This is a genomic window from Frigoribacterium sp. CFBP 8751, assembly GCF_014841545.1.
In the GTDB taxonomy this organism is placed as follows: Bacteria; Actinomycetota; Actinomycetes; order Actinomycetales; family Microbacteriaceae; genus Frigoribacterium.
On record NZ_JACYUB010000008.1, the window covers coordinates 30,054 to 52,433 of the forward strand.

Annotated in this window: 15 protein-coding genes; 5 read left to right on the forward strand and 10 right to left on the reverse strand. The window is 72.6% G+C overall.

The window, feature by feature from the left end; all coding sequences use genetic code 11:
- Positions 1 to 32: 32 nt before the first annotated feature.
- The 3 genes from IFT88_RS15750 to IFT88_RS15760 form a co-directional block, all read right to left on the reverse strand.
- Entirely contained in the window at positions 33 to 1,673 is a 1,641-nt protein-coding gene (locus tag IFT88_RS15750) for an NAD(P)-binding protein (protein ID WP_192121711.1), read from the reverse strand.
- Positions 1,670 to 2,671, reverse strand: a complete 1,002-nt coding sequence (locus IFT88_RS15755) for a zinc-binding dehydrogenase (RefSeq protein WP_192121713.1) — start codon at positions 2,669 to 2,671, stop codon at positions 1,670 to 1,672. Before IFT88_RS15755 ends, IFT88_RS15750 begins: the two co-directional genes overlap by 4 nt.
- Positions 2,672 to 2,876: 205 nt before the next feature.
- The gene (locus IFT88_RS15760) at positions 2,877 to 4,448 is read right to left on the reverse strand and encodes a cation:dicarboxylate symporter family transporter (protein WP_137847043.1); all 1,572 of its coding nucleotides are present in this window, start codon (positions 4,446 to 4,448) and stop codon (positions 2,877 to 2,879) included.
- Between the two features lie 173 nt (positions 4,449 to 4,621).
- Here IFT88_RS15760 and IFT88_RS15765 point away from each other — a divergent pair, with 173 nt between their 5' ends.
- Both IFT88_RS15765 and IFT88_RS15770 read left to right on the forward strand, forming a co-directional pair.
- Positions 4,622 to 6,418: a sensor histidine kinase gene (locus tag IFT88_RS15765; RefSeq protein WP_192121715.1), complete on the forward strand. Its 1,797-nt coding sequence runs from the start codon at positions 4,622 to 4,624 to the stop codon at positions 6,416 to 6,418.
- Positions 6,415 to 7,128: a response regulator gene (locus tag IFT88_RS15770; protein ID WP_192121717.1), complete on the forward strand. Its 714-nt coding sequence runs from the start codon at positions 6,415 to 6,417 to the stop codon at positions 7,126 to 7,128. The genes IFT88_RS15765 and IFT88_RS15770 overlap by 4 nt, the downstream gene beginning before the upstream one ends.
- Before the next feature lie 141 nt (positions 7,129 to 7,269).
- On the opposite strand, the gene IFT88_RS15775 is transcribed toward IFT88_RS15770, so the two are convergent.
- Together IFT88_RS15775 and IFT88_RS15780 are read right to left on the reverse strand one after the other, a co-directional pair.
- The gene (locus tag IFT88_RS15775) at positions 7,270 to 8,037 is read right to left on the reverse strand and encodes a hypothetical protein (protein ID WP_192121719.1); all 768 of its coding nucleotides are present in this window, start codon (positions 8,035 to 8,037) and stop codon (positions 7,270 to 7,272) included.
- Between the two features lie 91 nt (positions 8,038 to 8,128).
- Positions 8,129 to 9,334 (reverse strand): hypothetical protein, encoded by a 1,206-nt coding sequence (locus IFT88_RS15780; protein WP_192121721.1) that lies wholly within the window; start codon positions 9,332 to 9,334, stop codon positions 8,129 to 8,131.
- 99 nt (positions 9,335 to 9,433) lie between these two features.
- Here IFT88_RS15780 and IFT88_RS15785 point away from each other — a divergent pair, with 99 nt between their 5' ends.
- The gene (locus IFT88_RS15785) at positions 9,434 to 9,790 is read left to right on the forward strand and encodes a hypothetical protein (protein ID WP_056230266.1); all 357 of its coding nucleotides are present in this window, start codon (positions 9,434 to 9,436) and stop codon (positions 9,788 to 9,790) included.
- Positions 9,791 to 9,842: 52 nt separating this feature from the next.
- On the opposite strand, the gene IFT88_RS15790 is transcribed toward IFT88_RS15785, so the two are convergent.
- Complete coding sequence (locus IFT88_RS15790; RefSeq protein ID WP_192121723.1) at positions 9,843 to 12,377, reverse strand: carboxylate--amine ligase/circularly permuted type 2 ATP-grasp protein; 2,535 nt, start codon at positions 12,375 to 12,377, stop codon at positions 9,843 to 9,845.
- A 98-nt stretch (positions 12,378 to 12,475) separates the two neighbouring features.
- On the reverse strand, positions 12,476 to 13,132 hold the full coding sequence (locus tag IFT88_RS15795) for a TetR/AcrR family transcriptional regulator (RefSeq protein WP_043594828.1): 657 nt from the start codon (positions 13,130 to 13,132) through the stop codon (positions 12,476 to 12,478).
- A gap of 74 nt (positions 13,133 to 13,206) precedes the next feature.
- Between IFT88_RS15795 and IFT88_RS15800 the strand changes: the two genes are divergently transcribed.
- Entirely contained in the window at positions 13,207 to 14,739 is a 1,533-nt protein-coding gene (locus tag IFT88_RS15800) for an MFS transporter (RefSeq protein WP_192121725.1), read from the forward strand.
- Between the two features lie 89 nt (positions 14,740 to 14,828).
- Here the strand turns inward: IFT88_RS15800 and IFT88_RS15805 are convergent, their stop codons facing one another.
- Together IFT88_RS15805 and IFT88_RS15810 are read right to left on the reverse strand one after the other, a co-directional pair.
- Complete coding sequence (locus IFT88_RS15805) at positions 14,829 to 17,336, reverse strand: glycoside hydrolase family 65 protein (RefSeq protein WP_043594827.1); 2,508 nt, start codon at positions 17,334 to 17,336, stop codon at positions 14,829 to 14,831.
- A complete protein-coding gene (locus IFT88_RS15810; protein ID WP_192121837.1) occupies positions 17,333 to 18,163 on the reverse strand; it encodes an HAD family hydrolase in 831 nt (276 codons plus the stop codon). Before IFT88_RS15810 ends, IFT88_RS15805 begins: the two co-directional genes overlap by 4 nt.
- 325 nt (positions 18,164 to 18,488) lie before the next feature.
- On the opposite strand from IFT88_RS15810, the gene IFT88_RS15815 reads away from it, so the two are divergent.
- A complete protein-coding gene (locus IFT88_RS15815; protein ID WP_192121727.1) occupies positions 18,489 to 21,920 on the forward strand; it encodes an SNF2-related protein in 3,432 nt (1,143 codons plus the stop codon).
- A 109-nt stretch (positions 21,921 to 22,029) separates the two neighbouring features.
- Here the strand turns inward: IFT88_RS15815 and IFT88_RS15820 are convergent, their stop codons facing one another.
- The gene (locus IFT88_RS15820; protein ID WP_043594826.1) at positions 22,030 to 22,329 is read right to left on the reverse strand and encodes a putative quinol monooxygenase; all 300 of its coding nucleotides are present in this window, start codon (positions 22,327 to 22,329) and stop codon (positions 22,030 to 22,032) included.
- Between the last annotated feature and the right edge of the window lie 51 nt (positions 22,330 to 22,380).

The following is a 22,380-nucleotide window of genomic DNA, read 5'->3' on the forward strand; positions in this document are numbered from 1 at the left end:
GCGTCGTCCGACCCGAGACCGGCGGGGCTCGCTCAGCGCTCGAACCGCATGCCGTCCCGGGTCAGCGTGCTGTGCCGCATCAGCCAGAGGTCGCGCGGGTAGTTCTGGTGCATCCGCCACGGTGACCGCGCTCCCTGCCGGGGCATCAGGTGCACCCCGCGCGACACGTAGCCGCTCGTCAGGTCGATCAGCGGGCTCGTCGGCCCCGGCCGCTCCGGCGCGACCGGCACGGCCGATCGGTACCCGTGACGATCGGCGTGACGGAGCAGCCGGGCGACGTAGTGCACGACGAGGTCGATCTTCAGCGTCCACGAGGCGTTGGTGTACCCGATCGCGAAGGCCAGGTTCGGCACCCCTGAGAGCATGAACCCCTTGTAGGTCAGCCGGGTCGCCGGGTCGACCTCCACACCGTCGACCGACAACCGCATGCCGCCGAACAGCAGCAGGTTGAGACCGGTCGCCGTGACGACGACGTCCGCGGGCAGCTCGTGCGCCCGCTGGCCGTCGCGACCCGCGACCCGGACGCCGTCGGCCGTGAACGAGTGGATGTCGTCGGTCACGATCGACGCCGACCCCGAGCGCAACGCCCGGAAGAGCGCGCCGTCCGGGGTGATGCAGAGACGCTGGTCCCACGGGTCGTAGCTCGGCTGGAAGTGCCGGTCGACGTCGAAGTCGTCCGGCAGGCGCCGGGCCACCTGCGCCCGGAGGAACGCCTTCATCTTCTCGGGAGAGCGCCGGCTCGTCTGGAAGCTGAGCAGCGCCATGCCGATGCTGCGCCACCTGATCAGCCGGTCGTCGACGGCCTGCGGCAGCAGCCGACGCCAGGCGCGGGGCTCCTTCCGACGCGAGGGAAGCGACAGCACGTAGGTCGGCGAGCGCTGCAGCATGGTGACCTGCTCGGCGCTCTCGGCGAGGGCGGGCACCAGGGTCACCGCCGTCGCCCCGGATCCGATCACGACGACGCGCTTCCCGCTCACGTCGAGGTCCTCGGGCCAGTGCTGGGGGTGCACGACGCGTCCGGCGAACGAGTCCTGCGCCGGGAACGCGGGTGACCAGCCCTCGTCGTAGCGGTAGTAGCCCGAGCAGACGAACAAGAACGCGCACGTGATCGTGACGCGACGCGTCGCCGGGGTGGCACCCGCGCCTTTTTCGCTCGACGCGTCGGTGGCGGCGGGCGACCCGCCCGGCCCGGGCGAGCTCGCGACCTCGATCGTCACGGTCCACCGGGCGTCGGCCGACGACCAGTCGGCGGCGACGACCCGGTGCCCGAACCGGATCAGCCCCGTGATGCCCGTCTCGTCGGCCGTGTCGCGGACGTAGTCCCGGATCGCCGCACCCGGGGCGATCGCACGGGCGTCCCGCCAGGGCCGGAACCCGTAGCCGAGGGTGAACATGTCGCTGTCCGAGCGGACCCCCGGGTACCGGAAGAGGTCCCAGGTGCCGCCGATCGCCGCCCGTGCCTCGACGACGGCCAGGCTGCGACCGGGGAAGTCGCGGCGGAGCCGGGCCGCCACGCCGACTCCGGACAGGCCGGCGCCGACGACGAGCAGGTCGACGTGCTCGACGTCTCCCCCGGCGGGGCGGTCGTCGGCCCCGGCGGGGCGGTCGTGGACCCCCGCGGGGCGGTCGTCGCCCTCGCGCGGAGCCGAGGAGGCGCGGGTCGCGTCGCTCACGGGACCAGCACGATCCGGATCGGGTCGCCCTCCTTGCGCTCGAGCATCTGAACCGCCCGCTCGGCCTCGGCCAGTGGCACGGTCGCGCTGACCGACTTCGCGAAGTCGAGCCTCCCCCGGGCCGCCAGCGCGACGAGCGTGGTGACGTCGGCGGGCTCGGAACCGTAGTGGCCGAGGACCTGCTGCTGCAGGAAGCTGAACTTCGTGCCGTCCGTGATCGTGATCGGCTGGTCCGACAGGCCGACGAGCGTCAACCGTCCCCGATAGCCGAGGCAGGCGATCGCCTGCTCGCGCACGGCGGGCACGCCCGCGAAGTCGAAGGCCCGGGCGAGCCCTCGGCCACCGGTCGCGCGGCCGAGCGCCGTGGCGAAGTCCGGGTCGGCGGGATCGAGCGCGAGGTCGGCACCGAAGTCGAGGGCCCGGTCCCGGGCCCCCGGCAAGGGGTCGACCGCGATGATCGGTGCGGCCCCGAGCAGGGCGAGCAACTGCACGGCGTGGGCACCGAGTCCGCCGATGCCCCAGACGCCGACCGCGGTGCCGGGCCGGGTGTCGGCCGTCGTGGTGAGCGCCGCCCACGGTGTCGACACCGCGTCCGGGATGAAGCAGGCCTGATCGAACGGCAGGGAGTCGGGGATCGGCACGACCGTGTCGGCGCGGGCCACGGCGAACTCGGCCCAGCCGCCGTCGTAGTCGACGCCGCGGGTGAAGACCTGTCCGTCGCGCTCCTCACCGGCCTGCAACAGCACGCGGTCACCGACAGCGACGTGCGTGACGCCCTCGCCCACCTGGTCGACGGTGCCCGCGACCTCGTGGCCGAGGGTGACGGTGTCACCGGGCAGGTTGAGCGGCGTGAGCGAGCCCTGGATCAGGTGCACGTCGCTGAGGCACACGCCGGCGGCGGCGACGGCGATGCGCACCTGCCCCGGGCCGGCGTCGGGAGTGGGCACCTCGGTGACCGAGAAGTGGCGGGTGCTGACGTCGAGGCGTCCGGCGAGCATGGTGGCTCCGTCCTGCGGGGCCCGGTCGGTCGGCTCTGACCGTGGGGCGTGACCGCACATCGAGTGCGACGGTACGCCTCCGACGCGGATGTTGCACGCTGCACCCGCCGCGGGTCGGTGGGCGGGCGGCGAGACCCTCGGAAGTCGCCGAGACCCCCACACGCGTACGGGGGTCTCGGAGACTTCCTGGGGTCCGACGGAGGTGCTAACCCCGACGGGGCTCGTCGTCCGCGGCGGCGTCGGCGAGGTGCTCGTCGGCGCGGCGACCGTCGGTGCCGACCATGGCGTGCAGCGAGCCGGTCGAGATGCGGTCGGGCGAGGTGCCCTCGAGCGAGCCCAGCCCACCCGTGCGGCCGTCGAGCAGACGCGCGGCGGCCGGGTCGGCCGAGCCGGCGCTCGTGTCCGAGCCCGAGCCCGAGGAGGCGCCGTGACCGTCCGCGTTCATGGTCGCCTCGTCGAAGGGCGCGCGGCCCGACAGCACGGTCTCGACGCGGTCCTTGTCGATCTGCTTCGTCCAGGTGCCCACGAGGATCGTGGCGACGGCGTTGCCGGTGAAGTTGGTCAGGGCGCGCGCCTCGGACATGAACCGGTCGATGCCGACGATGACGCCGACGCCGTCGACCAGGTCGGGGCGGTGTGCCTGCAGGCCTCCGGCCAGGGTGGCGATGCCGGCTCCGGTGACGCCGGCGGCGCCCTTCGAGGCGATCATCATGAACAGCAACAGCGAGACCTGCTCGCCGACGTTGAGCGGCGTGCCCATGGCGTTGGCAATGAACAGCGACGCCATGGTCAGGTAGATCGCCGTGCCGTCGAGGTTGAACGAGTAGCCGGTGGGCACGGTGATGCCGACGACCGGCTTCGAGACGCCGAGGTGCTCCATCTTGGCGATGAGCCGGGGCAGCGCGACCTCGCTCGACGAGGTCGAGACGATGAGCAGGTACTCGCGGCCGAGGTACTTCATCACCCGGAAGATGTTGACGCCCGTGACGAGCTTGAGGATCGTGCCGAGCACGACGGCGACGAACAGAATGCAGGTGATGTAGAAGGCGACCATCAGGGTGCCGAGCGCGACGATGGCGGCGACGCCCGTCTCGCCGACGACCGCCGCGATGGCACCGAAGGCACCGATCGGGGCGACCCACATGATCATCGCGAGGATGCGGAACACCAGCACCTGCAGGTTGCGGACCCCCTCGAGGATCGTCGTGCCGCGATCGCCCATGCGCTGCAGGGCGAAGCCGACGAGCAGCGCCACGAACAGCGTCTGCAAGATGGAGCCGCTGGTCAGCGACGACACGAGCGTCTCGGGGATGATGCCGAGCAGGAACCCTGCCGTGCCACCGGCCTCCTCGGCGGCGGGGGCCTCGTATCCGGTCGAGCCGATCATCAGGCCCTCGCCCGGGTGGATCAGGTTGCCGACCACGAGGCCGATGGCCAGGGCGAAGGTCGACATCGCGATGAAGTAGCCGAGCGCGAGCCCGCCGACCTTGCCGACGGTCGCCGCCTTGGCGATGGAGCCGACGCCGAGCACGATCGTGCAGAAGATCACCGGCGCGATCATCATCGAGATGAGCGACACGAAGGCGGTGCCGATCGGTTTCAGCTGCACGGCGACCTCGGGTGCCGTGAGGCCGACGACGATGCCGGCCGCGACGGCCACGATCACCGCGATGTAGAGCCAGTGCGAGCGGTCGATCCGGCGCCGGGCGCGGACGCCGCCCGTCGTCGTCGTTCCGCCGGGGGTGGGGGTCTGCGGGCCCTTGTGCGTCTTTGCCATGGGGGTCTTCCTCGAGCTCGTGACCGGCGGCGTCGTCGTCGACGGTCGTGCGGGGTTCGTCGCCGCGACTCTCGCGGGTCGCCGGGTGGGCGTCGACGTTGTGGTCATACTGGTCGCGCCGATGGTGCGTCATGATGGACCCCGGCCGCAGCGCAGCGAGGAGCCCGCCCGAGATGACCGTCGACCCCACCCGGTGGAGCATCGCCACGCGGCTCTTCGCCCTTCTCGTGGTCTTCGTCGTCGCCGTGACCCTGCTGGCGACGGCCTGGACGATCCGGTCGGCCCGCGACGACGCCGACCGCTCGGCCGCGCGGGCCTGCCTGGCGCTCGCCACCTCGATCGCCGACAACCCCTACGTCGTCGACGCGCTCGGGACGTCCGACCCGAGCGCCCGTCTGCAGCCCTACGCCGTGGCCCTGATGAGCGACACGTCGACCGACTTCGTCACGATCATGCGACCCGACCGCACCCGTCTGACGCACCCCGACCCCGACGAGATCGGCCGCCCGTTCGTCGGCACCATCGCCCCGGCCCTCCGCGGCCAGTCGTTCACCGAGACCTACGCCGGCACCCTCGGCCCGTCGGTGCGCGCGGTCGTGCCGATCGAGAGCGACGGCGAGGTCGTCGCCCTCGTCTCGGCCGGGGTCACGGTCGACACCATCACGCAGTCCGTCGGTGAGCGCCTGCCCCTCGTGTTCGCCGCCGCGGGGGCGACCGTGCTGCTCGGCGGCGTCGTCTCGTGGCTGCTCAGCCGGTACCTGCGGCGGGTGACCTGGGGCCGCGGCCCCGAGGAGCTCGCGCGGATGTTCTCCTACTACGAGGGGGTGCTGCACTCGGTGCGTGAGGGGCTCGTGCTCGTCGACGATCGAGGCCGCCTGACGCTCTACAACGACCAGGCGGCCGAACTGCTCGACCTGCCCACCGGGGGCATCGCCGCTCCCGTCCCGCTCACCGAACTGCAGCTGCCCTCCTCGCTGGGCGAGCTGCTCGCCTCCGGACGCCGCGCCTCCGACGAGGTGCACGTGACCGACGACCGAGTGCTGGTCGTCAACCAGGAGCTCACCGAGCCCACCGACGGCCCGCCCCGCCCGTCCCCGGCGACCGGACGAGGACGCGTCGTCCCCCGAGGAGGCGCGGTGCCGTCAGGAGGCGCGGTGCCGTCAGGAGGCGCGGTGCCGGTGACCGGCGCGGCCCGCCCGCGCTCCCGCCGCACGCTCGGGACGGTGACGACGCTGCGCGACCACACCGAGCTCACCCACCTGACGGGCGAGGTCGAGACCATGCGCACCCTCTCGGACGCGCTCCGCTCGCAGACCCACGAGTTCTCGAACCGGTTGCACACGATCGTCTCGCTGATCGAGCTCGGGCGCGGCGACGAGGCCCTCCGCTTCGCGGCCGACGAGCTCGAGCTCGGTCAGCGCCTCGTCGACCGGGTCGTCGCCTCGATCGACGAGCCGACGCTCGCCGCCCTCCTGCTCGGCAAGGCGGCGCAGGCCCGCGAACGGTCGATCGAGCTGCGCGTCGACGTCGAGCCCGACCTCGGGACGATCGACGTCGAGCCCGGGGACCTCGTCACGATCCTGGGCAACCTCGTCGACAACGCGTTCGACGCGGTCGCGCCGACGCTCGACGCCGCCGCTCTCGACCCCACCGGCCGCCCGGCCCGGCCGCCGCGGGTCGAGGTGACCGTCGCCCGGGTCGAGGGCGGCGTCCAGTTCGACGTCGAGGACGACGGTCCGGGGCTGGACGACGTCGAGCTCGCCTTCCGCCGGGGGTTCAGCACGAAGCCCGCGGCGCCGGGCGGACGAGGCATCGGCCTCGCGCTCGTCCGTCAGGCCGTGGGTCGGGTCGGAGGTCGACTCGACGTCGCCACGGGAACCGACGGGACCACCTTCTCGGTGCTGCTGCCCGACCGGCGGCCGGACGACGTCGACACCGCCGCCCGACGTCGTGGTGGGGTGCGGTCGTGACCGGCGCCTCCTCGTCCGTCGACCGGGTTCGCGTGCTCGTCGTCGAGGACGAGCCCCTGACCGCGGAGGCGCACGTCGCGTACCTCGATCGGCTGGACGGCTTCGAGGTGGTCGGGCGGGCGCGGGACGGACGCGAGACCCTCGACGCGGTCCGCACGCTCGGCGGTCCTCACGAGCGCGGTCTCGACCTGGTCCTCCTCGACATGAACCTGCCCGACACGCACGGCCTGCAGCTCTGCCGGGCCCTGCGCGCGGCGGGGTCGACGGTGGACGTCATCGCGATCACGGCCGTGCGCGACGCCGCCGTCGTGCGGACGGCGGTGTCGCTCGGCATCGTCCAGTACCTCATCAAGCCGTTCACCTTCGCGACCTTCGCCGACCGGCTCGGGGCCTACCGTTCGTTCCGCGAGTCGCTCGCGGCCGGGCAGGGTCAGGTGACCCAGTCGGACGTCGACTCGGGGTTCGCCACCCTGCGGCAGGCACCGGCACCGGCGTTGGCCAAGGGCCTCGCCCCGGCCACGCTCGAGCAGGTCGTATCGGTGCTGCGTCGAGGCGGGTCACCGTCGGCGGGCGAGGTGGCCGACGTCGCCGGGGTGTCGCGGGTGACCGCGCGCCGGTACCTCGAACACCTCGCCGACACGGGGGCGGCGACCCGCGAACCCCGGTACGGCAGCCCCGGCCGACCCGAACACGGCTACCGCTGGAACTGACCGGATGCCGTGCGGGTCGCCCGAGGACGAGAGGGTTCGGCGACACCGGGCGGGTTGGGGGGAACCGGGCGGTCGTCACGGACCGTTCTCGCCGAACTCGCCCGGGATGCCCGACGGTCTCGACGGGCCGACGCCCTGAGCTCAGCGCCGGACGAGCCGTGCGATCTCGGGCAACGCCGCGAGGGTGCCCGATGCGCCGTGCTGGTCGGGGTCGAGTGCGAGCCGCTTCAGCCCGGCTCGGGTGTACGTGCCGACGTCGGCCACGAAGTCCGCGGGCGCGCGCCAGACCAGCCGGTCGGCGGACGACGCGTCGAGGCCCCGGGCGAGGGCCGCGTCCCGGGCGCGGTCGGGCGAGGTGAAGGCGAGCAGGGTGGGTGTGCCCTCGTCCACGACGGCGAAGGGCCTCGAGGCCCCGGCCGTGCCGCGGTCCACGAACCACCAGGCCTCGAGCCGGAACGCCGAGCGCCACAGGGCGACCGGGTCGTCGACCACGACGGCCGTGGTCCGCTCCGGCGTCGCGTCGACCACGGGAGGCGGGACGACGAGCGGTGCCGTGCTGCCGGGAGCCACCCGAGGAGGCGCGGGCCGCGTCACCGGCATCGGTGCCGCCGGCGGGGCGGCCCGGTCGACGACCTTCTCGAGCCGGGCTCGACGGCGCTGCCCCAGCCCGATCCTCACGAGCACGACGCCGCCGGCGACCAGGACGGCGACGACGGTGAGGGCGACCACGACGTCGACAGACGACTGCCGGCCGGGCGCCACGAGCCCGACGAGCAGCACCGACGCCCCGATCGGCGACCCGACGACGGCGATCGCGAGCAGCACGACTCCCCAGGTGAGTGCTGCGGTGCCCGACGGGCCGCGACGGCTCGACGGACGGCGGGGGTCGGACGGGTCGGAGCTCGGCATCGCCCCAGCGTAGGGCGGCCGACCGGGTGAGGCCCGGGTGCGGCGGCGGTGCCCGATGCGACCCCGCCCCGGCTCCGCGGTGGCCTCCCGTTCACTCGGCGGCGCGGGACCAGCCGAGTCCGCGGTCCTCGACCAGGCGGCGCAGCACCACGGTCATGGCGGCGAAGTCCTTCGACCCGAGGGCGTCGGTGAGGACCACGTAGGCGTGCGCGGCGTCCGCCGGCGACGACGGCGTCGCGCGGGTCGGGTCGACCAGGCGGGTCGTCCCCTCGCTGCCGGCGTGACGACGCACCTCGTCGTGGTCGCGCAGGTGGAAGTTGACGAGCCGCTTCCCGTCGCCGATCGCGAACAGACGGGCGACGATCGACAGCCGCCGAACCGACCTCCCGCCTGCACCGGCCAGGGGGCCCGCCGGCCCGTCGACCCAGCTCACCCGGGTGACCGAGTCCCACGGCACGACGACGCTGCCGTCGATGACGACGGCGGACGCGTGGACCGACAAGGACGGCCGACGACGGCGACGCAGGGCTCCGACGTACTCGGAGAACGTCGCGATCGGCAACAGCGTCGGCAGGACCCAGAGGGCGACCACGAACCAGAGCAGCGCGGTGCTGGTGACGGCCCACGTCACGAGCACGGCGAGCAGGGCGAGGGCGAGGAGGACCCCGATGCCCGAACCGACCAGCTGACGCCGGAGCCGCCGGCCGTCGTGGGCGACGACGAGCACCGGCGCGTCCGTCGGGCGGGCGAAGCGGTCCGGACCGGCCGGCGGCGTGGCTGTCGAGCCGTTCGCGTCCGCGGCGCGCCGCGCCCGCCGATCCGCGCCGAACCTCCGCATGGCGTCGAGTGCACCCAGGGGTGCGTAGGGCCCCTTCCCCTCGACGTCGAAGAGGACGCCGAACACGCCGGTGCGCTCCCGCACGACGGCATCGTCGACGAATCCGCCCGACGGCAGCGCGAGGAGCCTGCCCGCCTCCTCGTCCGACAGGCCTCGCGCGAGGCCGTGCTGCCGCGCCCGCTCGGGCGACGTGAAGGCCAGGACCATCGGACGTCCGTCGACGTCGGTCACCAGGGGCTGCACGTCGGGCAGTTCGCCCCGGGCGATGAACCACCAGCGGTCGAGGGCGAAGAGCGCGTCCCAGAGGTCGGCCTGGGCGTCGGTGTCGTCGATGCCCCGGAGTTCGGACACGCGGGTCAGCTCGTCGATCCATTCGCTCGTCACCCGCATCTCGTCTGCCGAGGGTGGCGGGGTCATCGGGACGCCGCTCGAGTCAGGCGGAAGGGTCTGTTCACTCACGGGCCCAGCGTAGGGGAACGACGCAGGTGGGCGAGAGATCCTCATGGCCTACCGCCCCGGGTGATCGACGGAGCCGCGAGTCGGCGTTACGCTCCGACCATGGCCGACACGCGTGGACCCCAGATCGTGCGAGGCGACCCCGAGGTGACCCGGGCGACGCTCGACCTCAAGCTGCCGGTGGCGATGCTGCCCGGTCTCGTGCGCCGGGCACTGCAGGCGAGCCCGACGTTCTCGTTGGGCGACGCCGACGAGACGGGGGCCACGCTCCTGCGCCGGTCGGCCTCGGCGGGTGGCGCGGACGCCGTCCGCCTCGACTTCACCGCGTCCGAGAAGGGCAGCCGGGTCTCGGCCGAGGTCCACTCCCCCGGCGGCACGATCGGCACGTCGGTCAAGCGCCGTGACGACGACGCGACCGCCCTGTTCGAGGCCATCGCGAAGGCCGCCGGACCCTTCTGACCGGTGACCGGGCACGGACCGGCACCGCGCCTCCCGACGTCGTCCCGGCGTGTCAGCCGCCGACGATCCAGGTGTCTTTCGCGCCCCCGCCCTGCGACGAGTTGACGATCATGCTGCCCTCGGGTGCGACGCGGGTGAGCCCCAGGTCGGCCAGCACGCTCTCGCCCGCCCCGGTGCCGGTGAGGTAGACGAAGCAGCGCAGGTCGACGTGCCGGGGCTGCAGCCCGGTCGCCGTCAGGGTCGGATGCGACGACAGCCTCACCACCTCCTGCGCGACCCAGCCGGACGGATCGCGGGCGATCTCGGCCCGCCGCTCGGCCACGACCGCCGCACTCGCCGAGGGCCCGATCAGGACGCCCCGGCCGCCCTCGCCGTCGACCGGCTTCGTGACGAGCTCGCCCACCCGGTCGAGCACCGCGAGCCGCTCGGCCGGATCACCCGTCCGGTAGGTCGGGACCGACTCGAGCAGCGGACGCTCGCCCAGGTAGTACCAGATGAGGTCGGGCACGGCGCAGTACATCGCCTTGTCGTCGGCGAGCCCGTTGCCGGGGGCGTTGGCCAGCACGACGCCGCCCGCCGCCGCCACGTCCATCAGGTGTTCGCCGAGCAACGGGTCGTGCGGCGCGTGGACGTCGACCAACTCGCGGTCGAGCCGCAGGTAGAGGGCGTCGACGACGGTGCCGGTCCTGCGGTCGACGACCCGCGCCTCCTGCACCTCGACGTCGTCGGCCCGCAGCAGCAGCAGTCCCGCGCCCTCGGCGAGGGTGCGGTGCTCGTACCAGGCGGGGCTCGTCGGGCCCTCGCTGAGGACCGCGCCGACCGGGTCGCCTCCGCCCCGAGGAGGCGCGGCGTGCGCCAGGAGCGTCGCCCGCAGCACCGCGAACACGCTCGTCGGGTCGAGCAGCCCCGCCGGCCGCGGAGCGTCCGGCACCACCTCGTCGAGCAGCCGCCGCACCGCGAGCGAGAACGCGGCCCCGCTCGGCGCCCGGACGTTGTCCTCGAGCACCCGCCAGCCACCCAGCTCGTCGCGCACCAGGTCGAAGCCCTGCACCGCCGCCCTGACGGCGTCCGCGGGCAGCCGGGTGGCCTCGTCCCGCCAGCCCGCCGCCCCGACGACCTGCACGTGGGTCAGCACGCCGTCCGCCACGACCCGACGCTCGCCGTAGGCGTCGCGCAGGAACGCCTCGATCGCCCGGGCCCGCTGTGTCAGACCCGCCTCGAGCCGGCTCCACTCGTGCCGTGTGACGATGCGGGGCACGAGGTCGCAGTGGAACGCCCGGTGGTCGCCGCCCACGCCGAACCCGAGACCGGCCCGCTCGCACCAGGCGTCTCGCGCGACGGATCGGGCGTGCGCCTCGGTCGCTCCGAGCTCCTGGAAGAACCCGGCGACGTCGCGGTAGGCCGGGCGCGGGTGCAGTCCCGGGCCGATCGCCTCGTCGCCGGCGCGGAACCGGTACCCCACGAGGGTCGGCGTGGGGGCGTCGAGCCCGGCGGCGGGGCCGTGCGTCTCGCGGACGACCAGGTCGACCACGTCGTCGAGCCGTCCCCGCTCGGCGAAGGCGGCGCGCTGCCGGTCGGCGGAGTTGCCGCGGGCGAGCGTGGCCTCGGCGAGGTCGCTCACGGTCTGCCAGTCGCCGAACTCCTCGAGCTGGGGACGCAACCGGGTCACGAGCTGCCGGACGGCCTCGGCCGCCGGCAGCCGCGACGGATGCGGTTCGAGGTCGAGCAACTCGCCGCCGAGCCCGCTGCGCGCCGCCTGCCACATCGCGGCGCGGTGCAGCGGGGCCGCCCGGTGCTCGGCGGGGCGACCGGCCTCGACGTCCGTCTCGGCCCGACGCACCGCGGCACGGTAGAGGCCGGCGATCAGCACGGCGTCGTCGACCAGGGGGCAGGCGTCGCAGGTGCGCAGCTCGAGGGTGGGCGCGTGGCTCGACGGTCGGACGTCGAAGTAGGCCATCCCGCTGTCGGCGATCACGCCCGATCCGATCAGGTCGGCGAGCAGCCGGTCGTACTCGGCGGCGTCGGCCAGCGGCCCGGTCGCCCCGGCGCTCGGCCACCGCTGCCAGATGAGCGAACGGATGCTCGCGTAGCCGGTGTCCTGCCCGTTCCAGTAGGGCGAGCTGGCGCTCAGGGCGAGCAGAGCCGGCAGCACGGGGGCGATCCGCCCGGCGATCTGCACGGCGAGGTCGCGGTCGGACACCCCCACGTGGATCTGCAGTCCGCAGATCAGCTGCTCGTCGACGAGCAGGCGGTACTGCTCGTGCATGCGTCCGTAGCGTCCGGTCGTCGTCAGTTCGAAGTCGGCGAACTCGCTGCGCGGGGCCGTGCCGACGGCGCCGATGGCGAGCCCCTCGGCGGTGGTCACCTCGACCAGGTCGCGGCGGAGGGTGAGGATCTCGCGCCGCAGGTCGTCGAGCGTGGTCACGACGGGCACGTTGGTCTCGATCGTGGTGCGCTGCAGCTCCGCCCCGTAACGGTCGGCGGGCAGCCGGGTCAGGAGGTGCGGTGCCCGAGCCGACAGACGCCCCGTCTCGAGGGCGATCAGGTGCAGCTCTTCTTCGGCCCCCAGCGTCAGCTCTGCGCTCATGCCTGCACAGTACGGGCGCGGCCCGGTTCTGCCCGCCTCTTCATGAGGATTTCACATGAACGAAAAACGAGGAGGCGCGGCCCCGGTCGGCCGCGGAATCAGACCCGGGTGGTCTGGCGCACCCCCGCAGCGGGCAGCAGCACACCGTCGATGAGCCCGACGAGGTAGTCGCGGTCGACGGGCTTCCGCAGGACGAGCACGCGGTACGACACCATCGACGGGGTGACGAGGGCGAGCGCCTCGATGTCGGTGTCGGCCGCGATCTCGCCTCGCTCGAGGGCCCGGCGCAGCAGCAGCCGGTTGGCCTCGGCGCGGGGCTGGACGATCGCGGCGTCCACGGCCTCGGCGAGCTCGGGCGTGGTCGAGAGCATCGTGACGACACCCGCCATGACCCGCATCTTCTTCTCGGCGTCGTCGATGCTGTGCGGCTTGATCATCGCCACGAGGTCACCGCGCAGCGTGCCCGTGTCGGGCAGTCCGTCGAGGTCGACGGCACCCTGCTTCAGGCAGGCCACCGCGTCGACGACGAGCTCACCCTTGGACGCCCAGCGGCGGTAGAGCGTGGCCTTGCCGGCCTTGGCACGGGCGGCGACCATCTCGATGGTCATGCCCTCGAAGCCGGTCTCGGCGAGCACGTCGATGGTGCAGCGGAGGATCTCGGGGTCGCGACTGTGGTCGCGCTTGCGACCCGGTCGCGAGGGGGTCGCGGGGCCGGTCTCGGCGGGCGTCGTCGCCGCGCCTTCCCTGTCGGTCATGGGGTGACTCTACATCGGATGTTTACGAAACTGCCTGTATCCGAAACTAGCGGGACTCGTATATGCTCGCGCTCATGTCTCAGGCCTCCACCTCCCCTGACGGCGCGACCCGCGCCTCCTCGTCCTCCCCCACCCCGCCGCCGTCCCGGCGCTGGTGGACCCTCACCACCGTGGCCCTCGCCCAACTGATGGTCGTGCTCGACTCCACGGTCGTGAACATCGCCCTGCCCGCCGCCCAGACCGACCTCGGCTTCTCGGACGGCGACCGGCAGTGGATCATCACCGCCTACTCGCTCGCCTTCGGCAGCCTGCTGCTCGTCGGCGGCCGCGTCAGCGACCTGATCGGCCGAAAGCGCACGTTCGTCATCGGCCTGATCGGCTTCGCCCTGGCCTCGGCCCTGGGCGGCGCGGCCGGCACCTTCGGGCTGCTCGTCTTCGCGCGCGCCCTGCAGGGTGCGTTCGGCGCGCTGCTCGCTCCGACCGCCCTGGCCGTGCTGACCACGACCTTCACGATCCCGAAGGAGCGCGCCCGCGCCTTCGGCGTCTTCGGCGCGATCGCCGGCGCCGGCGGGGCCATCGGCCTGCTGCTCGGCGGGTTCCTCACCCAGTACGCCTCGTGGCGCTGGAACCTCTACATCAACGTCGTCATCGCCGCCGTGGCGATCGTCGGCGCCGCGATCTTCGTGTCGCACGTCACCCGCACCGGCCCGCGCCCGAAGCTCGACGTGCCCGGCACGCTGCTGGTCTCGGGTGCGCTCTTCTCGCTCGTCTACGGCTTCTCGAACGCCGAGACCCAGGGCTGGGACTCGCCCTTGACCTGGGGCTTCCTGGCGGCGGCCGTCGTGCTGCTGACCTCGTTCGTCGCGTGGCAGCGCCGTGCCGAGCACCCGCTGCTGCCCCTGTCCATCGTGCTCGACCGCAACCGCGGGGCCGCCTACGCCTCGGTGACGATCGCGGGCGCCGGCATGTTCGGCATCTTCCTGTTCGTGACGTACTACCTGCAGACCTCGCTCGGCTACACGCCGACGAAGACCGGCCTGGCCTTCCTGCCGATGATCGCGATGCTCGTGCTCGCGGCCCAGCTGTCGACGAACATCTTCGTGCCGCGCTTCGGCCCCAAGATCATGGTGCCGTTCGGCATGACCCTCGGCGTGATCGGCATGCTGCTGCTCACCCGGCTCGACCTCGAGAGCCTGTACGCCGCCAACGTGCTGCCGGCCTTGATGGTGCTCGGCTTCGGCATGGGTTCGATCATGCCCGCGTCGATCCAGACCGCCACGCTCGGCGTCGACCGCGGCCACGCGGGCGTCGCCTCGGCCATGGTCAACACGAGCCAGCAGGTCGGCGGGTCGATCGGCACGGCACTGCTCAACACGCTGGCGGCGACCGCCGCGGCGAACTACGTCGCCGATCACCTGCCGGCGACCGGAGCCGTCGCGGCCGAGGCCGCCGTCACCGGCTACGCCACGGCGTACTGGTGGGGAGCCGGGTTCTTCGCCGTCGGCGCGGTCATCGCGGCCCTGCTGTTCCGTCGCCGCGTCCCGCAGTCGGACGACGTGGACGCGACGACCTCGCCCGCCGTCGACGCACCGGTCCCCGTGCACTGACGCGACCCCCTCGCGCGGACGACCCGCGCCTCCTCAGCCCTCGGGGGCCGGGGAGGCGCGGGTCGTCTGCGCGACGGACGTCGCGTCGGTCAGGACGCGGCTTCGTCCTCGTCGTAGCGGTCGACGCTGATCGTCGGGATCGACGCCGTGATGACCGAGCCGTCGGCTCGCATGAGCCCACGCAGGTCACTCGTCGTGGGGACGCGGGTCGTGATGCGCGGCCCCTGGCCCTCGAGGGCCACCCGCACCGGAGCCTCGGGGGTGACCCGGAACTCGTCGCCGCGGACGGACAACGTCACGGCGTCGCCCGTCTCGACGGTGAAGACGATCTCGTGCTGGGCGAGGTCGACGCGCACCCGGCTGCCCTTGATCGCGACGCGGAACGAGAGTTCTTCCCAGTCGGCCGGCAGGCGCGGGTCGAAGGTGATCGAGCCGAGCCAGTCGCGCATGCCGCCGTAGCCGTTGACGAGTGCGCTCCAGATGCCACCGGTCGACGCGACGTGCACGCCGTCCGAGGTGTTCTTGTGCAGGTCGGCCAGGTCGACGTACAGGGACGACAGGAAGTACTGCTGCGACAGCTGGTGGTGGCCGACCTCGGCCGCGATGATCGACTGCACGACGCCGGACAGGGTCGAGTCGCCCGTCGTCAGCGCGTCGTAGTACTCGAAGTTGCGCAGCTTCTGCTCGGGCGTGAACTCGTCGCCCTGCAGGTACAGCGCGAGCACGACGTCGGCTTGCTTGAGCACCTGGAAGCGGTAGATGACCAGCGGGTGGTAGTGCAACAGCAGCGGACGCTTGTTCGCCGGGGTGGCCTCGAGGTCCCACAGCTCTTTGTCGAGGAACTGGGCGTCCTGCGGGTGGATGCCCCGGTGGTCGTCGTACGGGATGTGCATCGCCTCGGCGGCGAGCTGCCAGCCCGTGATCTCGTGCTCTTCGAGGCCGAGGCGGTCGACCATCCGGTCGAACGCGACGGGAGCGTCGTCCTTCAGACGGGTGACCGCCCGGACGGCCGCCCGCAGGTTCGCCCGCGCCATGACGTTCGTGTAGAGGTTGTCGTCGACGACCGTCGTGTACTCGTCCGGCCCGGTGACGCCGTCGATGTGGAACCGCTGGTCGCCGTTCGAGCGCCAGAAGCCGAGGTCGGCCCACAGGCGCGCGGTCTCGACGAGGATGTCGACGGCACCCCGCTGCAGGAAGTCCTCGTCGCCCGTCGCCTGGACGTACTGGCTCAGGGCATGGCTGATGTCGGCGTCGATGTGGTACTGAGCCGTTCCGGCCGCGTAGTAGGCGCTCGACTCGAGCCCGTTGATGGTGCGCCACGGGAAGAGGGCACCTCGCTGGTTCAACTCGACGGCCCGGTCGCGAGCGGCGTCCAGCATGCCGAGACGGAAGCGCAGGGCGTTGCGGGCCACGTTCGGCGACGTGTAGGTGAGGAACGGCAGGACGTAGATCTCGGTGTCCCAGAAGTAGTGCCCACCGTAGCCCGACCCCGTCACGCCCTTGGCCGCGACGCCCTGGCCGTCGGTGCGGGCCGTGGCCTGGGCGAGCTGGAAGAGGTTCCAGCGGATGGCCTGCTGGATCTCGGGTTGGCCGGCGACCTGGACGTCGCTGCGCTGCCAGAAGTCGTCGAGCCAGGCGCGCTGGTGCTCGAAGATCTCGGCCGTGGGCGTCTCGGCCGCCCGGTCGAGGGTGCGGTCACACCGGTCGGCCAGTTCGCGAGGCGGCACGCCCCGACTCGTGTGGTAGGTGATCGTCTTGGTCAGGCGGACCTTCTGGCCGGCCTGCGCCTTGACGCGGTAGACGTGCTTGGCGATGTCGTCGTCGATCTGCGACGACTGGTCCCACTCGGCGTCGGTCTCGATGCGGTGCTCGGCACCGACCGCGATCGTCATGCCCGAGTTCGTCGTGCGGTAGCCGAGCACGGCCCGCGCGCCGCCGTTGCGGTTGAGCACGGGCTGAAGGACCCGGTCGTCGAACGACTCGGCCTTGCGCGGGTCGAACGCCTCGGCCGCGGCGCGCATGCCGGCGTGGTACTGGTCGCCCATGTCCTGACGGTTGAGGATCTGGCTCGAGATCAGCAGCGACGCCGACGAGTCGAGCATCGTGACCTCGTACTCGATGACGACGAGGTGGCGGTCCTCGAAGCTGACCAGGCGACGACTGGTGACCAGGACCCGCTTGCCCGAGGGGGTGCGCCAGTCGATCTCGCGGGTGAGGACGCCGTCGCGGAAGTCGAGGCGTCGCGTGTGGCGGAGGATGTCGGCCTCGAAGAGCACGAACGGCTCGTCGTCGACGTAGAGGCGGATGACCTTCGCGTCGGGCACGTTGACGATCGTCTGGCCGACCCGGGCGAACCCGAAGGCCTCTTCGGCGTGCCGGATGGGCCAGGTCTCGTGGAACCCGTTGACGAAGGTGCCGAACGCGTGTCCGCCGCGACCCTCGTCGGGGTTGCCGCGGAGGCCGAGGTAGCCGTTGCCGACCGCGAACACGGTCTCGGTGAGGCCCTCGTCGCCCTGGACGTACTCGTCCTCGACGAAGGCCCATTCGTCGACGGGGAACCTCGAACGGTCGAGCGGGTCGGACGTGATGTGGTTCACGACTGTGCCTCCGTGGTGCCGGTGGTGCTGCTGCTGGTCGAGGGGGTGTCCGGTGTCGCCTGGTCGGGATTCGGAGCCGAGGAGGCGCGGGTTCGGTCGAGCGCACCGACCAGCGTGCCGAGGTCGTCCACGACGAGGTCGGCGCCGAAGTCGAGCAGGGTCTGCGCGCCCGTGCCGCGGTCGACCCCGAGCACGAGGCCGAAGGCACCACGACGACCGGCTTCGACACCGGACTGCGCGTCTTCGACGACCACGCAGTCGTCGGCGGTGAAGCCGAGGCGGCGGGCGCCCTCGAGGTACGTGTCGGGGGCCGGTTTGCCGGCGATGCCCTCGTCCGCGGCCACGACGCCGTCGACGATCACGTCGAACCGGTCACGGAGACCGGCGGCCTCGAGCACGGGCACGGCGTTGCGCGAGCTGGAGACCACGGCGACGCGGACTCCCTCGGCGACGGCCCGGTCGAGGAAGGCCACCGACCCCGGGTACGGCGTGACGCCGTTCTCGGCGAGCTCGGCGGCGAAGGCCGCGTTCTTGCGGTTGCCGAGTCCGCAGACGGTCTCGGCCTCGGGGTCGTCGTCGGGTGACCCCTCGGGCAGGACGACGTCGCGGGCGGCGAGCATCGCCCGGACACCGTCGTAACGGGGCCGACCGTCGACGTGCTCGAAGTAGTCGGCCTCGGTGTAGGGCGCGAGGTCGTGCGCGGCGAAGTAGTCGCCGAAGAGGCGGGCCCACGCGCGCATGTGGACCTCGGCGGTCGGCGTCAGGACGCCGTCCAGGTCGAAGAGCAGGGCGCGGAGGTGCGAGAGGCGCGAGGCGTCGCGGGGCATGGCGGAGGACACGGGGTGCCGATCCCTTCGAGCGTGGGGGCAGGGTGAGCGGCACCGGGGCGACGACGGCCCGGTGCCGGTGAGGCGGGAACGTTTCGGGGCAGGGCGATGGTGCGGGGCAACGGGACGAGCGGGGGTGATGCGAGCCAGCTGCTGCGCCGACGATGTGGTGCGGGAAGTACCGCACGGCTCAAGTGTGGCACCGCTCCGCCCGGACACCTAGCCACCCGACCGGGGTGTGGAGCAGCCGAGCCCTGGGGACGGGACGACGGGACGGGTCACCCGGCCCTGTGGACGGCGCCACCACCTGGGGAAGGAGCCCGAGGTGTCGGCGGCGGCTGACATCATGGGCGGCATGGACCTGGGCGACGAGTTCGACGTGCACGGCGGCTTCCCGGCCGGCGACGGCGACGCCGACGGCCCCGTCCACTCCGCGGCCGTGCCGCTGGTCGACGCCGTCGACGTCATCCGGCTCGTCGGGCCCCGCGCCTTCAACCGGGCGAAAGAATACGTCCGCGACGGTGCCGTACTCGACACCGCCTGGCACCCCGCGGACGAGCGCCTCGAGGGCACCGTCCGAGGTGCCGAGTCGACGCCCTACCGGGTCGTCGTCGACCTGCGGGCGACCCGCGGCGAGTACAGCCGACCTGTCCGCAGCCGCTGCACCTGCCCGATCGGCAGCGACTGCAAGCACGTCGCGGCGACGCTGTTGCAGAGCAACTCCCGAGCCGTGGCCGATCGCAGCGCTGCGACACCCACCGTCGACGACCTGACGACCGGGGGCGTGACCGCGCTGGGTGCTGCACGGCCCGGCACGGGCGGGAGCGACTGGCGGTCGACGGTGGGGGCGATCGGGCAGCCGACCCGCGCCTCCTCGGTCCGGACGACGCGCATGGGTCTGCTGTTCGAACTGCGCGACCGGGCTCACTCGACCCGAGGACGCGCGGTCGCGCCCTCCGCCCGGCGACGAGGCGGACCGACGGTGCAGCGACTCGGCGTGCGGCCCGTCACCCTGAGCGGCACGGGCAACTGGGTGCGGGGCAACCTCACGTGGTCGTCGTTGCCGTACCAACTGAACCGGCTCGCCATCGAGCCCGAGCAGCACGCCTGGTTCGGCCAGTTCGCGGCGCTGCACCGGTCGGCCGTCTCGACCTACACGCCGGGCGACGCCGACTGGCTGTTCGTCGACGACTTCGGCAGCCCCCTGCTCTGGCCCTTGTTGGCCGAGGCCGGGCGCCTCGGCATCGCTCTCGTGACGGGCAAGCGTTCGACCGACGTCGTCGTCGGCGACGAGGCCCGGGTGACCGTCGACGCCGTGCTCGGCGACGACGGCTCGATGCTGCTGACCGCCGGGGTCACCGTCGACGGAGTGGCCCGTCGCGCGGAGTCGACCGGCGTCATCGCCGACCACGGGGTGTGGTGCGTCGCCCACGAACCCGCGCTGACCTTCACCCTCGCGCCGACCGCGGCTCCGCTCGACGACGAGCAGCGCCGACTGTTGACCGTCACGCCCGAGGTGGTCGTGCCGGCCGCCGACTCAGCCGAGTTCCTGCGCGACTACTACCCCACCCTTCGCCGACGCGTCGACGTCGTCAGCTCGGACGCCTCGATCGAGTTCCCGACGATCGTGCCGCCCGTGCTGACCCTCACGGTCGCCTTCGAGAAGGGGCAGGCGATCCGCCTGACGTGGGGGTGGACCAGCGACGGCACGCTCCGGCCGCTGACGGCGCACTCCCCCGTCCCCGACCTGGGCGAGCTCGACGTCGTCCCGCGCGATCAGGTGCTCAAGGGGGTGACCGCAGCCGAGTTCGCGACCGGCACGCTGCCCGCCCTCGAGGCGCGAACCGACCTGCAGGTCGACCTCGTCGGCACCCGGCCCGACTATCGCGAGCTGACCGACGAGCCACGCCTGACCATCACCACGATGCCGACCGACAAGCGCGACTGGTTCGACCTCGGCGTGCTGGTGACCGTCGAGGGACGGACCGTCCCCTTCACGCCGCTCATCACCGCCCTCGCGAAGGGGCGGAAGAAGCTGCTGCTGGTCGACCACTCGTACCTGTCCCTCGACCACCCGGCCTTCGACGAGCTCAAGAGGCTGATCGACGAGGCGTCGGCGCTCGACGAATGGCAGGTGGCTCCGCGCATCAATCGTTACCAGGCGAGCCTCTGGTCCGAGCTCGACGAACTCGCGGACGAGACCCTCCCCGCCGCCGAGTGGCAGCAGGCGGTCGGCGGGCTGCTGGCCCTCGCCGACGCCGGTGGGCTCGAGGCCGCCACGGCGATTCCCGTGCCGGCCGCGGTCGACGCGACCCTGCGCCCGTACCAGCACGAGGGGTTCGCCTGGCTCGCCTTCCTCCACGACCAGGGGCTCGGCGGCGTCCTGGCCGACGACATGGGGCTCGGCAAGACGCTGCAGACGCTCGCGCTCGTCGCGCACGTTCGCGAGACCGAACGAGCCAGGGCCGCCGCCGCCGCCGCCGCCGCGACGCCGGACGCTCCGAGCACCCCGCCCGCGCCCTTCCTCGTCGTCGCCCCGACGTCGGTCGTGTCGAACTGGGTGGCCGAGGCCGCTCGTTTCACCCCGGGGCTGGCCGTCCGGGCCGTGACCGCCACCCAGGCGAAGGGCGGGCGCGGGTCGGTGCACGACTTCGCGCAGGGTGCCGACGTCGTCGTGACCTCGTACGCGCTCTTCCGCCTCGACTTCGCCGCGTACCAGGCCGAGGGCTGGGCCGGGTTGATCCTCGACGAGGCGCAGTTCGTCAAGAACCGTGCGTCGCAGGCCCACCGGTGCGCGGTCGACCTCGACGTGCCGTTCAAGCTCGCGATCACCGGCACGCCGCTCGAGAACAGCCTCACCGACCTGTGGTCGCTGCTGCACGTGGTGGCGCCCGGCCTGCTCGGCAGCGGAGTCCGGTTCGCCGACGACTACGTCAAGCCGATCGCGACGGGTGAGGCACCCGAGCTCCTGCAGAAGCTCCGCAAGCGCATCCGACCGTTGATGATGCGCCGAACGAAAGAGCAGGTCGCCTCCGACCTGCCGGCCAAGCAAGAGCAGGTGTTGCGCGTCGACCTCGACCCCGCGCACCGCGACCTCTACGACGCCTTCCTGCAGCGTGAGCGGCAGAAGCTGCTCGGCCTGATGGACGACCTCGACCGCAACCGGTTCATCGTCTTCCGGTCGCTCACCCTGCTGCGCCTGCTGTCGCTCGACGCCTCGCTCGTCGACGAGGCCTACGCCGACATCCCCTCGGCGAAGCTCGACCAGCTGCTCGACGAACTCGAGGACGTGGTCGCCGAGGGGCACCGCGCCTTGATCTTCAGCCAGTTCACGACGTTCTTGCACAAGGTCGCCGCCCGGCTCGAACAGCGTGGAGTCGCGTTCGAGTACCTCGACGGGTCGACCCGACGTCGGGCCGAGGTGATCGACCGGTTCAAGACCGGCACCGCACCCGCATTCCTCATCAGCCTCAAGGCGGGCGGGTTCGGGCTCAACCTGACCGAGGCGGACTACGTGTTCATCCTCGACCCGTGGTGGAACCCGGCCACCGAGGCCCAGGCGGTCGACCGCACGCACCGCATCGGCCAGACCGACAACGTGATGGTCTACCGGATGATCGCCAACGACACCATCGAAGAGAAGGTGCTGGCCCTCCAGGCCCAGAAGTCGCAGCTGTTCGACGCCGTGATGGACGACGACGCCGTGTTCAGCGCGGCGCTCACCGCCGACGACATCCGCGGCCTGCTCGACGCCTGACGCGGGTCGGTGTCGTGTCGCCCGACGGGGACGGGCGAGTTCGTCGACCTCGGTCGTCCCCGGACGACCGCGCCCGTCGAACCCGCCCGTCGTCGCGGGCGGACGGGCGTCAGGCCAGGGGCACCGTCTCGGCGAACGTGCGGGTGGTCGGCGGGGCGAGCAGCACCTCGGGCAGGCGGTTGGCCCCCTCGGGAGTGGCCCGCCACGCGACGTAGGCGTCGTGGTCGGCCGACGACGCCCAGGTCTCGACGACGATCATGACCGACGGGTCGGCGTCGTCGATCAGCACCTCGAGGCCTTCGCAGCCGGGCCAGGCGCGCGTGGCGACGAGGGTCTCGCGAGCGATCTCGTGGGCGAGGTCGAGCCGGGCGGGGTCGACATGGATCTCGAGGTGGACGGTGGTGGGCATGGTGGTTCCTTCGATCGGGCGGCGACCCCGGGAGCGGGCCGCGCGGCGGAC

Excerpts from the sequence above, each read along its gene's own strand:
- IFT88_RS15755 (WP_192121713.1), bottom strand. The coding sequence starts at position 2,671 with ATGCTCGCCGGACGCCTCGACGTCAGCACCCGCCACTTCTCGGTCACC.
- IFT88_RS15760 (WP_137847043.1), bottom strand. The coding sequence starts at position 4,448 with ATGGCAAAGACGCACAAGGGCCCGCAGACCCCCACCCCCGGCGGAACG.
- IFT88_RS15765 (WP_192121715.1), top strand. The coding sequence starts at position 4,622 with ATGACCGTCGACCCCACCCGGTGGAGCATCGCCACGCGGCTCTTCGCC.
- IFT88_RS15775 (WP_192121719.1), bottom strand. The coding sequence starts at position 8,037 with ATGCCGAGCTCCGACCCGTCCGACCCCCGCCGTCCGTCGAGCCGTCGC.
- IFT88_RS15785 (WP_056230266.1), top strand. The coding sequence starts at position 9,434 with ATGGCCGACACGCGTGGACCCCAGATCGTGCGAGGCGACCCCGAGGTG.
- IFT88_RS15790 (WP_192121723.1), bottom strand. The coding sequence starts at position 12,377 with ATGAGCGCAGAGCTGACGCTGGGGGCCGAAGAAGAGCTGCACCTGATC.
- IFT88_RS15795 (WP_043594828.1), bottom strand. The coding sequence starts at position 13,132 with ATGACCGACAGGGAAGGCGCGGCGACGACGCCCGCCGAGACCGGCCCC.
- IFT88_RS15800 (WP_192121725.1), top strand. The coding sequence starts at position 13,207 with ATGTCTCAGGCCTCCACCTCCCCTGACGGCGCGACCCGCGCCTCCTCG.
- IFT88_RS15810 (WP_192121837.1), bottom strand. The coding sequence starts at position 18,163 with ATGCCCCGCGACGCCTCGCGCCTCTCGCACCTCCGCGCCCTGCTCTTC.
- IFT88_RS15820 (WP_043594826.1), bottom strand. The coding sequence starts at position 22,329 with ATGCCCACCACCGTCCACCTCGAGATCCATGTCGACCCCGCCCGGCTC.